The 14,114-nt window shown below is 68.6% G+C and carries 11 protein-coding genes; 1 reads left to right on the forward strand and 10 read right to left on the reverse strand.

Annotated elements, in window-relative coordinates:
• The 8 genes from KY501_RS08310 to KY501_RS08345 all read right to left on the reverse strand — a co-directional run bounded on the left by KY501_RS08310 (position 1) and on the right by KY501_RS08345 (position 10,446).
• Positions 1-2,571, reverse strand: coding sequence for a TonB-dependent receptor domain-containing protein (locus KY501_RS08310; protein ID WP_224362134.1), 2,571 nt, complete (start codon positions 2,569-2,571; stop codon positions 1-3).
• A 273-nt stretch (positions 2,572-2,844) separates the two neighbouring features.
• Positions 2,845-3,678, reverse strand: a complete 834-nt coding sequence (locus tag KY501_RS08315) for an alpha/beta fold hydrolase (RefSeq protein WP_224362135.1) — start codon at positions 3,676-3,678, stop codon at positions 2,845-2,847.
• Between the two features lie 127 nt (positions 3,679-3,805).
• Positions 3,806-5,485, reverse strand: coding sequence for an RluA family pseudouridine synthase (locus tag KY501_RS08320; protein WP_224362136.1), 1,680 nt, complete (start codon positions 5,483-5,485; stop codon positions 3,806-3,808).
• A 51-nt stretch (positions 5,486-5,536) separates the two neighbouring features.
• Positions 5,537-6,553 (reverse strand): GspE/PulE/PilB domain-containing protein, encoded by a 1,017-nt coding sequence (locus KY501_RS08325; RefSeq protein WP_224362137.1) that lies wholly within the window; start codon positions 6,551-6,553, stop codon positions 5,537-5,539.
• Between the two features lie 89 nt (positions 6,554-6,642).
• A complete protein-coding gene (locus KY501_RS08330; RefSeq protein WP_224362138.1) occupies positions 6,643-7,332 on the reverse strand; it encodes a DUF4126 family protein in 690 nt (229 codons plus the stop codon).
• Complete coding sequence (locus tag KY501_RS08335; protein WP_224362139.1) at positions 7,329-8,039, reverse strand: hypothetical protein; 711 nt, start codon at positions 8,037-8,039, stop codon at positions 7,329-7,331. Before KY501_RS08335 ends, KY501_RS08330 begins: the two co-directional genes overlap by 4 nt.
• A 9-nt stretch (positions 8,040-8,048) precedes the next feature.
• Entirely contained in the window at positions 8,049-9,257 is a 1,209-nt protein-coding gene (locus KY501_RS08340; protein ID WP_224362140.1) for a hypothetical protein, read from the reverse strand.
• Positions 9,258-9,387: 130 nt separating this feature from the next.
• Positions 9,388-10,446 carry an SDR family oxidoreductase gene (locus KY501_RS08345; RefSeq protein WP_224362141.1) on the reverse strand — a complete coding sequence of 353 codons (1,059 nt, stop codon included), beginning with the start codon at positions 10,444-10,446 and terminating at the stop codon, positions 9,388-9,390.
• A gap of 100 nt (positions 10,447-10,546) precedes the next feature.
• Here KY501_RS08345 and KY501_RS08350 point away from each other — a divergent pair, with 100 nt between their 5' ends.
• Positions 10,547-11,452 (forward strand): LysR family transcriptional regulator, encoded by a 906-nt coding sequence (locus KY501_RS08350; protein ID WP_224362142.1) that lies wholly within the window; start codon positions 10,547-10,549, stop codon positions 11,450-11,452.
• A 7-nt stretch (positions 11,453-11,459) separates the two neighbouring features.
• On the opposite strand, the gene KY501_RS08355 is transcribed toward KY501_RS08350, so the two are convergent.
• Positions 11,460-12,917 carry a S28 family serine protease gene (locus KY501_RS08355; RefSeq protein ID WP_224362143.1) on the reverse strand — a complete coding sequence of 486 codons (1,458 nt, stop codon included), beginning with the start codon at positions 12,915-12,917 and terminating at the stop codon, positions 11,460-11,462.
• 147 nt (positions 12,918-13,064) lie between these two features.
• Positions 13,065-14,111 carry a WD40/YVTN/BNR-like repeat-containing protein gene (locus KY501_RS08360; protein ID WP_224362144.1) on the reverse strand — a complete coding sequence of 349 codons (1,047 nt, stop codon included), beginning with the start codon at positions 14,109-14,111 and terminating at the stop codon, positions 13,065-13,067.
• Positions 14,112-14,114: the final 3 nt, after the last annotated feature.

Below are 14,114 nucleotides of genomic sequence, written 5' to 3' on the forward strand. Positions count from 1 at the left end.
TCAGTACGTTCCTTTCAAGCCGAGCATCGGGAGGATGACGGGAAGGGCGATGCTTTCCCTCTGCGGTGCGCCGGTCTCGAAGACGTACGTGTAGTTGTAGCCGTACACCTCGGACTGGGCGGAGATGTTGAGCACGTCTAGGGAGAGATCGAGTGTGAAGTCCTCCATGGCCCAGGACTTCGCGGCGCGCAGGTCCACGCGGAAGAAGGGGGGCAGGCGCTTGAACTGATCGCCGTCAACACGCACCCAGGTGGGCTCTCCGTCGGAGTCCTGCACGGCCCGCTGGGTATAGGAGGTGATCTGTCCGGACTCCGGGCGCCCGCTGTTGAAGTGGACGACGGCGCCGACGGTGTAGTTGTTGCCGAACTTGTAGCTGAGCGCGGCGTTGAAGACGTGGGCCTGATCAAAGGCGAAGGGCAGCCATGCCTCGTCCGAGGACACCACGTGGTTGGTGTCGTCATAGCGATCGAAGCGCACCTTCCGCTTGCTCTGCAGGAAGCTGTAGGAGACCCAGCCGAACCACTGGCGCCCCAGCGGGTGACGGGCCATCAGCTCGAAGCCGTAGGCGTAGCCCGTGGTGCTGGGATCCGTGATCGCCAGGCTGGCGCGACGGCGGTTCTCCGCCACGTCGGCCAGGTCGAACTCCACCGCGCGCCGCAGCGGGTTGTAGAAGGCGTCAGCGTTCAGCTCCAGCCCGTCGAAGGGCCGCCACTCGGCGCCCACGTCGAACTGAGCTCCGGATTGCAGGCCGTAGCGCAGGGCGGAGCCATCCAACACGGGCAGGTGCAGCAGCACGGTGGGGGACTGGTGGAACAGGCCCGCGCCGCCCTTGAGGCTGAACTGGTCCGAGAGGGCCTTGCGCACGCTCAGGCGAGGCTCCACGGCCGTGTACGTGACGCCAGGCACCAGGTGGTAGGCGTCCACGCGCAGCCCCGGCACCACGGTCCAGGTGGCGGTGGGGAGCCAGGTGGCTTCGGCGTAGGCTCCGCTGAAGGTGGTCAGCGTGGAGGGACTCTTGAGCGGATCATCGGGATCTCCAGGGCGCCAGCCTGGGGGACGGCCGGTGCCCTCGAGCACCACGGCGGCGCTGCGGTGCTCCACGTCTCCGCCCAGTCGGAACTCCAGCGACTCTCCCAGCCGGCGCTTCCAGCCCGCACGCGCCGCCAGGATGGACTGATCCATGCGGTACTGGCCCACGCGCACCACCTGGAGCTGTTGACCGACCCGCTGGGTCTGATCGCCGACCAGGCCCGCTTCGTCCCAGCCCACGGTGATTCCTGCCTCTGCTTCGCCGCCGATCAGCGGGTAGGTGCCGCGCAGATCCACCCGGTGGAAGCGGGTGACGACACCTCCTCCCTCCCTGTTCTCGATCTTCGAGTCCGGCGTCAGCCCGAGATCATCGGAGCTTCCCAGCGCGAACAGGCGCACCCGCCCTTGGCCCACCTTCTGCTCGATGCGGGCCTGGTAGTCCCAGAAGCCGGCACGCACGCTGCCGTCGTCCTCGGCCAGATTCAGCGAGTTGCTCACCAGCGAGATGAGGACGCCGGTGTAGCTGACCCGGCCAGCCACGCTGATGGAGGTGCCGGTTTCCTGGAAGGGGTACTCGACGAAGCCACCGGCGTTGATGAAGTCCGCGTAGGCCGTGGCGTGGAACCGATCCTCACGGGGGCGGCTCAAGCGGCCCTCGACCGCGCCTCCCAGCAGCCGCCCGAACTGCACGGGAGGCGTGCCCGGATAGAAGTCCACCGTGTCGATGAAGTCCGGGTGGATGACCGCGGGCCCCAGCATCAGGTGGTACAGCATGGGGATGCGCACGCCATCCAGGAAGAAGCCGGTGGCGGCCGGCTGACTGCCGCGCACCACCGGGTAGCTGACGCCCGAGGCGAGGCTGCCCACTCCCGGCATCAGCATCACCACGCGGAACGGATCGCCCTGGGTGCCGGGGACCTCGCGGATCTCCTGCTCGTGCAGGCTGATGCGCGTCACCTCCGTGCGAGGCTTATCGTCACGGACCACCGTCTCGTAGGGGTTCACCACGCCGGGCCGCAGCCGGTAGATGACGTCCAGCGTCTGGCCGGGGGTGAGCTGTTCCTCGAAGGTGGCCTGCTCGTGACCCGCCGCGTGCACCTGCACCTGGTGGGGACCGGGCGGGAGTTCCAGTGTGAAGCGGCCCTGGGCATTCACGGTGGCCGCTGGGGTGGTGGCGCCATCCAGAAAGAGCGTCGCATCCGCCAGCGGGCGTCGAGTGCCGCGAGCCCGTACCTCTCCGGTCAGATGGGCCACAGCGGCAGCGGGTGGAGGAGGCGGCACGAAGCGGTAGACGAAGGGCAGGCGGACAGAGACGGGAGCGCCGCCCAGGGTCGCTGGCTGGAAGCGCAGGTGCGGAGCGGCCTTCACCGCGGCGTCGGTGAGGCGCGGCTCCGCAGCCTCCTGGACCACGTGGGATTCGGTCACCTCTCCGTGCTCGTCGATGAGCAGCTCCAGCGTCACTTCAGCAGCTGTGCCCTCGAGGCCCTCGGGCCAGGTGGCCGGAGAGTCCGCCAGCAGCGTTGGAGGGACCAGCTCGGCCACGCCTCCATCGGTATTCAGGCCCAGGCGCCTGGCGTCCTCGGCGGAAACCGAGCTGCCTCCATCGTGAGCCTGGACCTCCACCTCCACTGATCGCGGCTCACTGGCTCCTGATGGGACGCCTTGTGCTCCCGATATGCCTGGGACGCTGAGCACGAGGAGAACGAGCCAAGGGGGATAACGCAATACGTGCATGGGCCCGCTAACACCGCAGGCATTTCAATCTGTCACTCCACGTGTCGTTTTTTCCGGAACAGGCCCCTGTGCGCGCCGCCCTCACAAGGTATCGAGGAACGAGAGGAGGGTCCTTGCGCACGCCTCGGGCTGTTCCAGGGGAAAGAGGTGGGTGGTGCCGGGGAGTTCCTCGGCTCGGACGCCTGGAATGGTGCGTCGGACGCGATCCAGGGCCTCCGGAGTGAGCGTGGTGGTGTCGCCTCCCCGGATCACCAGCGTCGGCACCGAGACCGAGCGCAGCTGGCGCCAGGCATCGCGGGGGGAGGTCTCGAAGATGCGGGCCTCCCAGGCGGTGGGGATGGTGAGCCGGAAGCCTCCGCCGGGCGATTCGGTGAGCCCATGGGCGATGTAGTCCTGAAAGGAGGCGGGATCGAACCGCTGGAAGAGGGGCTTCTTGCGGTAGCTCGCGGCGGCCTCCTCACGGGAGTTCCACGCTTCGCGACGGCGCCGGGCCAGGCTCGCGGGAGGAACCTGGCTCCTCAGCCCGAGCAGGCTTAGCAACCCGAGCAGCATCAGGCGCGAACCCGTGAGCAGGACCGGATCCATGGCCACCACGGCTCGGAAGAGCTTCGGTTCGTTCACTGAGGCGAGCAGGGTGGCCACGCCGCCCATGCTGTGCCCGACGCCGATCACTCCCTCCAGGCCGTGGGCTCGCAGCGCCTGGGCCAGATCGTCGGCCATGTCATCCCACGTCCGCATCTCCAGTGGATCCGATCCCGGTACCAGGGAGCGGCTGCGAAGGGTGAAGACGTGGTAGCGCGGCTTCAGGAGTTCGATGAGCCGGCGGTAGCTGCCCGGAGGAAAGCCGTTGGCGTGGGCCAGGTGCAGTTCCGGACCGCTGCCGCCCCAGTCATCGAGTTGCAGGGGGCGGTTCATTGAGCGCGTCCATCGATCGGGACCTCGCGGGAGTCATTGTTCTCGGGCGCAGCGTCGCTTCGCACTGGCGCGAGTGTGCCGCAGTCCGCTCCCGGGAGTCATCGGGCTTCCGGCGGGGTTGCCGCGATCAGAAGGGAGCCGGGCGCTCGAAGGTCACGCGCTGTCCCGTGTGGGGATGCCGGAACGAGAGAGACTCCGCGTGAAGGTGCAGGCGATCCGCGTCGCGCCCGTAGAGGCGATCTCCGACGATGGGGGTGCCCAACCCAAGCGGATGTGCTGCATGGACGCGGAGCTGGTGGGTCCTCCCGGTGAGGGGGAAGAAGGCCACGCGGGTCCGTTCGCCCCGACGCGCCAGGACGTGCCACTCCGTCACCGCGGGCTTGCCGTGCACGGGATCATGGATCTGCCGTGGCCTGTCATGGAGATCGACGCGCATCGGGAAATCGATGGTGCCTCGCTCGCCGGGGAAGAGGCCCTCGAGCCAGGCCACGTAGCGCTTGTGGACCTCACGGTGGAGGAACTGTCGCTGCAGGTCCGCGTGCGTCCTTGGGTCCAGGGCCGCGACGAGCAGCCCCGAGGTGTCCAGGTCGAGCCGGTGCACGAGCAGCGGGCCTGCCGCGTGCGGGTAACGGGCGCGAAGCCGGGCCGCCACCGAGTCCGTGAGCGACGCATCCTTCGCGGGCACGGAGAGCAGGCCGCAGGGCTTGTCCACGATGACCAGCCACTCATCCTCATAGAGGATGGGCAGCTCCTGGGCGGTGACCACGGGCGGAGCGAAGGCTCGCGGAGGCGCGACGCGTAGACCGTCCAGTAGGAAGGGCAGGAGCGGTCCGCACTTATCCCGGCATGCGGAGTAGAAAGCCCCTGCGACACGGCCTCCCGCGGGAGGCGGAGAACCCCACCAGAACTCGGCGAGCGCCAACGGACGCAGCCCGTGCGTGAAGGCATAGGCCAGGAGCTTCGGTGCCGCGCAGTCTCCAGCCCCCGAGGGAGGCTCTCCGGCCGGGAACAGGGCTCTCAGCGAACGGCGTTCCCCCTGAGCATTGGGGAGCACGTAGCTGTCGTGGATCCGCTTCATGAACGTGCGGCTGACGATGCGCCGCAGCCGGTCGAGTGCACGGAGCCGCCGCTCGAGCCGCGCTCGCTTTGGCTGAATGGTCTGCCACTCCTCTGTCTGGGCTGCCTCCAACCGGCGCCGCTCCGCCTTGTCGCCTCGGCTTTCTTGGTCGAGCGCATGGAGGGCCTGGCGCTTCTCGGCCTCCGAGAGCGTGTCCGCCGCGACGAACTCGGCCCGCCGATCATGGCGCTGCCGCTTCCGAGCCTCGTGCACGGCGCGCATCGCCTCTCGCTCCGCGGCGTGGCGAACCTCCTGCTCCGCGTGGGCCTGCTGGAGCGCGACGAACTCCGGTGAGGTCCGAAGCGCCTCCGCTCGGGCGAGCAGCGCCTTGACCACGGCCTCGCCCGCAGGCTCCACGTGGGTGCGCGCCTCGCGGTCGAACATCGGAGGCACGAAGCCCGGCACGTCCCACCGTCCATCGAGCATCCCGGAGAAGGAGCGAAGGAATCCGATGCGGCCGCCGGGCTCCTGCACGACCAGCACGCCGAACATCTTTCCGCCCTCCGGACCATCGAGCCCCGAGGCCGGAACCCCCGGGGCGACGGATCCAGCCCGGAGCTCCGCCTGCATCCGCTCCGCAGCCAGGCGAGCCAGCGCGTGGGGGCCCAGCTCGTCCAGGGGGCTCGGGAACTCCTCAGGGAGCTCGGACGGAGCGGGTTGCGGCTCGAAAGGGGTGAACCACGTCTCCACGCTCCTCCGGTAGCACGAAACGGCCAGAGGAGGGCAGGGGGCCCCGAAGGATCAGCCCGCCTGGCGCATGGGCGAGAGGCCTCCCCCGGCGCGCTCGCGCACCTCGCGGATCAGCTGGTCCGTGCGCAGCGGACCCGACAGGAAGGTATGCGCCCCCATCGCCAGGGCCCGGTCTCGATCGTGCGCCCGGCCCGCCACCAGCAACTGCGCCCGGATACCGTGCCGCTTCACGGACTCCACCGACTGCAGCGGTGTCAGCACCACCGTGCGGGGGCTCGCCTTCAGCACGTCCTCTGTGCGCGCCACCCGGGCCCGCAGACCCTCGTCCGCGAGCAGCTTCATCAGCCCTTCCGTGGCCTGGGCGCCCCAGCCGTACACCCAGACCTCAGGCTCGGGCACCGCCGCCACCTTGGGCATCTCCGGCTCGGTGACGCGCGCGTCGAAGGGCACGTCCGCCGCCAGCGGCAGCATCACCGGCAGGCCGTTCTGCTCGACGGTTGGCACGGGGGCTCCGCTCTGCACGACGCGGGCGATCATCAGATACTCGGCGCGATCCGTCACCAGCGGCAGGTGCTCATCCGCCTCGGGGAGGGGAATCGGCTCGATGGGGCGCTCGGCCCCGATGAGGTGTGGGTAGTAGAGCCGATCGATCGCCCGCGATACGGCGCGATCCGTGGCCAGTAGCGCCACCACGCGCGACTTGCCCGCCACCCGGGCCACCTCGTCCAGCACGGTGGGGCGCGCCGGAGCAGCCACGGCCACCACCAGCTCGGACTGCCGCAAACCCTCGACGCGCAGCGGAATCACCCGGCACGCCTCGGCCGTCTCCACTGGCAGCAGATCCACCAGGCTGGGATCCAGCGTCTGCTGATCCAGATCGATCGCGGGCAGGTGCTCCTGGCTGGAGAGCAGCTCCAGCACCTGCTGCGCGGTGCAGAAACCCTTGTCCACCACCACCTGCCCCAGGGGCACGCCCCACTTGTAGTGGAAGCCCAGTGCCGCTCGGAGCTGGATGTCGTCCACCAGCCCCTTCTCCAGAAGCAGATCGCCCAGCCGCTTCTTCCGCATCGTCGCGCCCTTGGGTTGTGGGTCTGGAGTAATTGTCGGCGCGTGTGGGTAGAAGTTGTCTGATGTGGTGAAAGGAGAACTTTGTACCTTCAGCGTGAGCCCACCCCCAGCTCGAGTGGCTTCGCCACGGGAACCTCCGCCCGGCAGTGCGCGCAGCGAGAGGCCTCCACCCGGATGGAGGCGCCGCAGCTCGGGCACGGGCGGCGGAAGAGCCTCGCCTCCATGCGGTGTGCCACGAGGGCCGCCGCCACTCCCGCCGCCGCCATGAGCACCACCAGGACGAGCGCCAGCGCCGGGGCCATGAAGACGGCCACGCACAGCCCCAGCACGCCGCCCTCCTGGAAGCGGTTGAGCCACTTCACGGGGTGGAAGACATGGCTCTCGAGGCCCACGAACTCGTTGTGCACGCGCCGCCGCAGCCCCAGTGTTGCCACCGCGAGCAGCGCGCCTCCGCCTCCCACCGCCCACTCGGGGAGCTGCTGCGTCTCCACGTTGAGCGAGCCCATCACCGCCAGGGCACCGCTCCCCGCACTGAGGCCATACTGGACCAGCCCCAGCAGTGAGTGCATGTCTTCATCGCGGACGGTGATCATCTCGAAGATGAGGATGACCGCGAAGGCCGCCATGGCGCCCGGGAGGGCCATCCACTGCAGTTCGGGAGGCAGGGACACGTAGCCATCGTGCGAGGCCACCGCCACCGCCAGCAGGCTCAGCCCGGCGCGAGTGCCCGAGGCGCTGCTCAGCCCGAGCAGCTGGGCGACAAATGCGTAGGAGATCATGGCCTGGCCTCCTGCATCATCTGGAGCGCCCGAGCGTGCAGCAGTCCGAGCTTGCCGAGGATCCACAGCACCACGGCCACCATTCCCGCCACCACGGCCAGGAGCACCACGGTCCAGACCGCGAGCAGTGCCACCTCCCAGAGGGCGACCGGTTCGCCGCGCCCCTCGCGGCCCACCTGCCATGAGAGATAGCTCCGGGTGGCTCCTCCGGCGGCGGCGACCTGGCCTGCGCTCACCACCGTCTTCACCACCGCCCCGGCAGCTGGGATCAGCGTGAGCAGCTCCAGCACGATGACGCTCAGTGCCAGGAAGCAGCCCGTGGCCAGCCGCAGCGTCCACCGTGTGACGATGCGCCGCCGGGGCGTGAGCAGCGTCAGCCCGGGCCTGACGATGGTGAAGCGGATCCACACCAGCGCTCCGGCCAGCAGCAGCGAGTTGACGAGCGGGAACCAGCTCGCCACCAGTGCACCTGCCGTCACGGCCGCCACGGCCAGCCACAAGCGGACGGTGGACTGGGTGCCGTGGAGCTCGTGCAGCGCCGCGCGATCCATGGCGCTGGGCAGCGTCGGCTCACCGCAGCGGGGGCAGGGGCGGCCTCGCAGGGCGGTGCCGCCTGGGAGCCTCTCGGCGCAGCGGCGGCACCTTCCGGACAGCAGGAGCGAGAGCTCGTGCTCCTCGTGGGCGGCCAGGGTGGGCAAACTCGTCATGGGCGCACTCTATGCCGCCCGCGAGCCGCGGCCGTAGCCATAGAAATGGGTCGCGAGCAGCTCGGCGTTGAAGAGCATCGCGTCGTAGCGGGTATAGACGCCGTGTCCGAAGCAGGTGCCCAGGAAGTTGGGCATTCCGCCCACGCCGCGATCGCCGTAGTCGACCAGGTAGCTGAAGCCGTACTGGGACACTCGAGCACGGTGGCGCACGTGCTGGAGCCATGCCTTCACATCGCAGCCGGCTCCGAGGAGGGCATCCAGGCGCGCGGCGAGCTCCCGCTCCTTCGCGTTGGAGGCCGGCAGATCGGAACCCGCGATTCCCCACTGCTGCACGTAGTCGCCGCCCTCCGTGTAGAGCACGCCTCCGAGCGAGGCCGCACGGGGTTCCTGCCCCCGGTGGTTGACGACATGCAGGGCGCGGCAGCGTGGGCCCGTCGCGAAGCCGTAGCGGGGAGGCATGCCGAAGGTGGCGATGTCGAGCCGGGACCGCGCCAACGTGAGCGCCAGCTTCTTCAGCTCATCGGCGGGCTCACCGAGCTCGCGCAGGGCATCCCACAGCTTCGGCGCCGTCGCGGTGGGGTAGATGAGCTGCGTGAGCAGGGCCAACACTTGGCCGCCGTGGCTGTGTCCCACCAGCAGCGCGCGGGCCCGCCCCAACTCCGCGGCAGACAGCAGGCGCAGCAGGTTCGCGGCCGCGAGCAGCCGGGCAACGTGGTGATTTGCCGAGGACCAGAGGAAGCGCGTCGACTCGAAGCCCCCTCCCAGGGCCTGCTCGAACAGCGACACGTACTCGGCGGTGTAGTTGCCGAGATCGCCCATCATGCGATCGCTCGAGAACTTGGAGACGCGCCGCAGGGTGGGCAACAACTCCGGGCTCAGCGCGGACAGTGGGCCAGCCAGCGAGGTGAGCATCAAGGTGGGATCGTCACCGACGAAGGTGCCGTGGACGAACACCACCTTGCGGACCCTGGAGCGGCGGAGGTGGTGACCCACGGCCTCCATCTCGGCGCGCCACTCCGGGGTCTGGCCTTCGAGCACCGGTCGCTCTCGAACGAACGGCGGCAGCGCATGGAGGACCTTCAGCGCGAAGGTCCCTGTTCGCGGCACGGCCTCGTATTGCTGGGGAAGGCAAGGGGCTGGTCTCGCCCGGCGCCATCGCACCAGGATGAGCACCGCGATCGCGACGACGATGAAGAGACCCGCGAGCAAGAACTCCACGTCAAGGCACCTCGACGGAGCTGTCGCGGCCCATTCTTACATAAGGAGGCCTGTCGGGCGCGGTCTGCGCGAGCTGGTAGGGTTGTCATACCAGTTCGGCGGAGCCGAGGACCGGGTGCGAGGGAGCGGCTCAGGGAATGATCCGGCGTCGGCGGAGGTCTGCGAAGATCCTCAGGAACATCTCCTCCGAGTCGACGAACTCGTGGAAGCCGAACCTGCGAGCCTTCGATCCATCCGCGATGACGTCATAGTCCCAGGCGAACACGAAGTCGCCGAAGCGCCAGGAGGACACGTCCTTATAAGGATGCCGCTCGAGTCCATGCTTCTCGGTCATGGCATTCCAGAGGGGCTCCTTGTCGGCCATGATGACGTCGAGCGACATCGGCAGGGGAGGCGCCACTTCGAGCTCGAAGAAGCGGGCGATCTTCGGCCACATCTCATTCCACCGGAACAGGTCCCCGTTGTTGATGTTGAAGGCCTGATTGGCGCAGCGCTCATCGGTGGCGGCCCAGACGGTGGCTCGCGCCAGCAGTCCTGCATCCGTCATCTCGATCAGCTTGTCGTAAGCGCCAGGCTTGCCAGGGAAGCGCAGGGGCAGCCCGAGCTCCTTCGAGATCGCCGCGTACACCGCGATCACCATGGCGAGGTTCATGGGGTTGCCGAGCGCGAAGCCACACACCACGGACGGGCGCAGCGCCGACCAGCTCCAGCCCTGGCCCTTCTGCCGCTCTTCGAGGAAGGCCTGCTGATCGACGTTGAACTCGGGTGGCATGTGGTGGGGATCGCTCTCGCGAGCAGGCGTCTTGAACGGGCCCAGGTGTGCGCCATAGACCTTGTAGCCCTGCATCAGGCTGATGTGCCGCAGTCCGCGCGCGACGGGCTCCACTGCGTCGACGACGTTGACGAGCATGGCGAGGTTGGGAGGCACCAGCTCGGCCCAGGTTGGCCGGTCCTGGTACGCGGCGTAGAAGATGTGCGTCACCTGGGAGAGGCCGCTCAGCTTCTCGCGGCAGTGGGTGCGATCGAGCAGGTCCACGGCTACATGGCGGACGCGGCCCGATGATGTTCCACCGCGGCGCGACAGGCCGATGACGTCCCAATCGCCGAGTGCCGCGAGGTGATCGACGAGGTTGCGGCCAATGACTCCCTGGGCTCCGACGACCAGGGCAACCTTCTTCTGTGGGCTCATGACGGGCTCCTGCGAGCGGGAGGGATGTCCCCAATATGGGAGGCCCGGCATTCGTGAGGTAGACTTGCTGAAAGCACAGGACTTGTGAGTTGAACTCACGATGGGACGACTGGACGTCAATCGCTCGGGCGAGATGGAAGTGTTCGTGAGGGTCGTCGAGCTGGGAGGCTTCTCGGCGGCGGCCCGGGCGTTCCGCATGACGCCGTCCGCGGTGAGCAAGCTGGTGGCTCGGCTGGAGAGCCGCCTGGGAGTCCGGCTCCTCAACCGTTCGACCCGGGGCCTGCAGCTCACGCCCGAGGGCTGCACGTTCTATGAGCGCAGCCTCCGCCTCCTGGCCGATCTGGAAGAGGCTGAGCGAGGCGCGGCCGCGAGCGAAGTCCCGCGTGGCCGGCTGCGCGTCAACACCAACGTGCCCTTCGGCACGCACTTCCTCCTGCCGCTCGCGCCGGAGTTCCTGGCCCGCTACCCGGAGGTCTCCCTGGACATGGTGCTGACCGATCGGGTGATCGATCTGGTGGAGGAGCGCACGGACGTGGCGATCCGCGCCGGGCCGCTGAAGAGCTCACGGCTCGTCGCGCGCAAGCTCGGCGAGACACGGATGGTCATCGTCGGAGCACCGGCCTACATCGAGCGCTTCGGAATGCCCAGGACGCCCCGAGATCTGGAGAAGCACAACCGGATCGGTTTCAGCTATGCGCGAGCGATGGAGGGTTGGCCGCTCAAGGATCGCGGCGGCCCGATCACCGTGCCCCCTGTCGGCAACGCGAAGGTGAGCGACGGCGAGGCGGTGCGTCACCTCGCGCTGGCGGGATTGGGGCTGGCTCGGCTCGCTGCGTTCCAGGTCCGGGCGGATATCGTGGCCGGCCGGCTCCTCCCCGTGCTGGAGGAGCGCAACCCTGGCGATACCGAGCCCGTGCACGCCGTCTTCCTGGGCCAGGGCGGGCACCTGCCGGCCCGTGTGCGTGCGTTCCTCGACTTTCTCGTCGAGAAGGTTCGGCTCGGCTGAAGGCGACTCAGAGGCGGTGACGCCGCTCGAGGACGGGGTTCACCACGGGCACATCCTCCGCCGCGCTGCGGGCCGCCGCGGACGGATAGGGCCGGACGGGCGCGCCCATCCAGTCGGAGAGCTGCTGCAGCGCCGCGCTCTGCTCCGCGGCGGGCAGATCGTAGAGGGAGGAGCCGTGGTTGCCACCCGCCACGAAGTACCGGGCCGACTCATTGGCCGGGTTCACCTCGAAGGCGCCGGAGGACCAGGGATCGTTCTCTCCATAGATGAGCATCATGTGCTGGGCGCTCTTCTTCATCCAAAGCTCCACGAGGTGCATGGAGAGGAAGTCGTAGTCCTTGTCCGCGCCATAGGGCGGGAAGTTCCGGGACCTGTCCTGGAGGGGGTAGCGCAGGAGCGGGAACAGGTGGGCCTCGGAGTAGCTCGGGCCGCCGAGCTGCGTGGCGCTCTGGTAGTAGTAGGCCGCATACGGCTCGAGTCCCTCGTCGGAGTAGAGGTCCACGGCGTTGGTGTCCTCGAGGAACTGGAACAGGGCCGCGGCGGGCGCGTTCGCGGCGGGGATGTCCGCGCAAGCGTCCACGCCATAGCCGTACTGCCAGAAGGTGAAGGGAGCCTCGGTGACGGCGAACTCATACGCCTTGTCCAGACCGAGCCCGTTGAAGGTGATGCCGTAGGCGGTCAGCTCGTCGAGGAAGGGCTGGATCTCCGCGTGGCGCTGGAGCAGGGCGCGCTGCACCTGGCGCAGCTTCTCGCGGCACTCCGCGGTGCCCACCTTGTTGAGGAAGAGCGAGTAGCGCGGATCCCCATCGAGGTAGCTGTTGGGGGCCACGTAGGCCACGGTCGCGTCCACGTCGTTGGGATAGAAGTAGCGGTGGTAGATGGACGTCATGCCACCCTTGCTGCCACCGGTGGTCAGCCAGCTCGCCGGGTAGAGCGGCTTGAGGGCCTGGATGATGCGGTGGTGGTCCGCGGCGGCCTGCTTGATGTCGAGCAGCTTCCAGTTGCTGGAGGCCGGCGTCGACGTGGCGAAGAAGCGGTGCTCCACGTAGAGCAGGTTGGCGGTGAGCAGGTAGGAGGGCTCGGTGTTGACGGGCTGGTACGAGTAGAGATCGTAGCCCGTGCTGGCGAGCACCATGGGGGCCTCGGCCGAGCGGTGCAGCAGCGTCATGCGCTGCTGGAAGTGCTCGCCCTCGGGGTGGCGGTGGTCCGCGGGCTGATCGTAGTCCAGCACGAAGTAGCGCAGGGACGGGTTGCCGGGGACGGGCTTCTCCGCCAGCACCGTCATGCCGGGGATGGCCTGGAGCTGCGCCAGGATGTCGCCCGAGGCCAAGGCCTTCGCTTCCAGCGCGCTCCGGGTCGAGGTGACAGCCGTCGTCTCAGGCAGACCCTCGCCGCAGGCTTGCAACAAGCACGCGCAGAGGAACAGCACGGCACCGCGGGCGACTCCGCGCTCACTCAGTCTCATGGTGTCTCCAGAACGGGTATCAGCGGAAAATCCGCTTGCCATGGAACGCCGGAATTAACGGGGTATTTCGGTCCAGGCGATCGATTTTTCTGGGGACGGGGCGGTTGAGCGACGGCTCTCGCTTTCTCAGAATCCGCCCGCTCTGGCTTACTTCTTCCCTGCGCTGGGCGTCGGCTGGAGCGCGGCGATACGGCCTTCCTCTCCCACGGCCCAGGCTCCCTTCCCGGAACGAGCGGTGGAGATCGCATGGAAGCCCGTGGAGCCCAGGGGCCTCCAGCTCTGGCCCCCATCCTCGGAGACATCAGCACCGGACGGGCCCACGGTGACGAGTGTCGGGCCCTTCTCGCCACGGAGTTGCGCCACGCAGGAGCGGTAGCCAGCGGGGCGCGGACCGGTGGGCACGCTCCAGGTCTGCCCTCCATCGCGCGTGAAGGCCACGTTGCCGGTGGGATCCTCGGGGTGGTGGTAGTTGCCCCCCACGGCAATGCCCTCGCGCTCGTTCCAGAAGAGGAGGGAGAAGACGCCCGCGCCATCCCCCGTGGCCAGCGGCGTGGTCGCAATCGTCCAGGTGCGGCCCTGGTCCGAAGAATGGAGCACTCGTGCCGCCGGGCCGCCGAGCCCGAACCAGACGTGGCCCTCTCCGTGGACGGTGATGCTCGTGCCGCTGGCCGCGAAACCTCCCTCGCCGGGCAGCGCGGCGGGAAGCGCCTCGGCAGGGACGGGCTTCCAAGAGGCCCCTCCATCCAAGGTCACCACCACCACGAAGTGCCCCTCCACCGGATCGCTGAAGGCGATGCCATGGCGCTCATCCCAGAAGGCCATCGCATTGAAGAAGGCCTTGGGCGTGGGGTTGGTGAACTGCAGCGCCCAGTGCGCTCCGCCATCCACCGTCTTGTAGATGCGCGACTTGTCCCCCTCGCCGATGGCGAGCAGATAGGCCGTGCTGGCGCTGAACGCATCCACGTCGCGGAAGTCGAGCTCCTCCGCACCCGGGACGGTGCCCGCCTTCCACGTCTTTCCCCCGTCCGTCGTCCGAGAGAAAGTCCCCTTGTTCCCGCTGGCCCACGCCACGCGGGCATCCACGGCGCTGACCCCGCGCAGGCGCTGGGACGCCCCGCTCGTCTGGGGCGTCCACTGCATGTCCGTCCCTCCCAGCGCCAACAGCGCCGCCAGCCACACCGCTCCAGTCATCATGCC

This window comes from Hyalangium versicolor, assembly GCF_020103695.1.
Classification (GTDB): Bacteria; Myxococcota; Myxococcia; order Myxococcales; family Myxococcaceae; genus Hyalangium; species Hyalangium versicolor.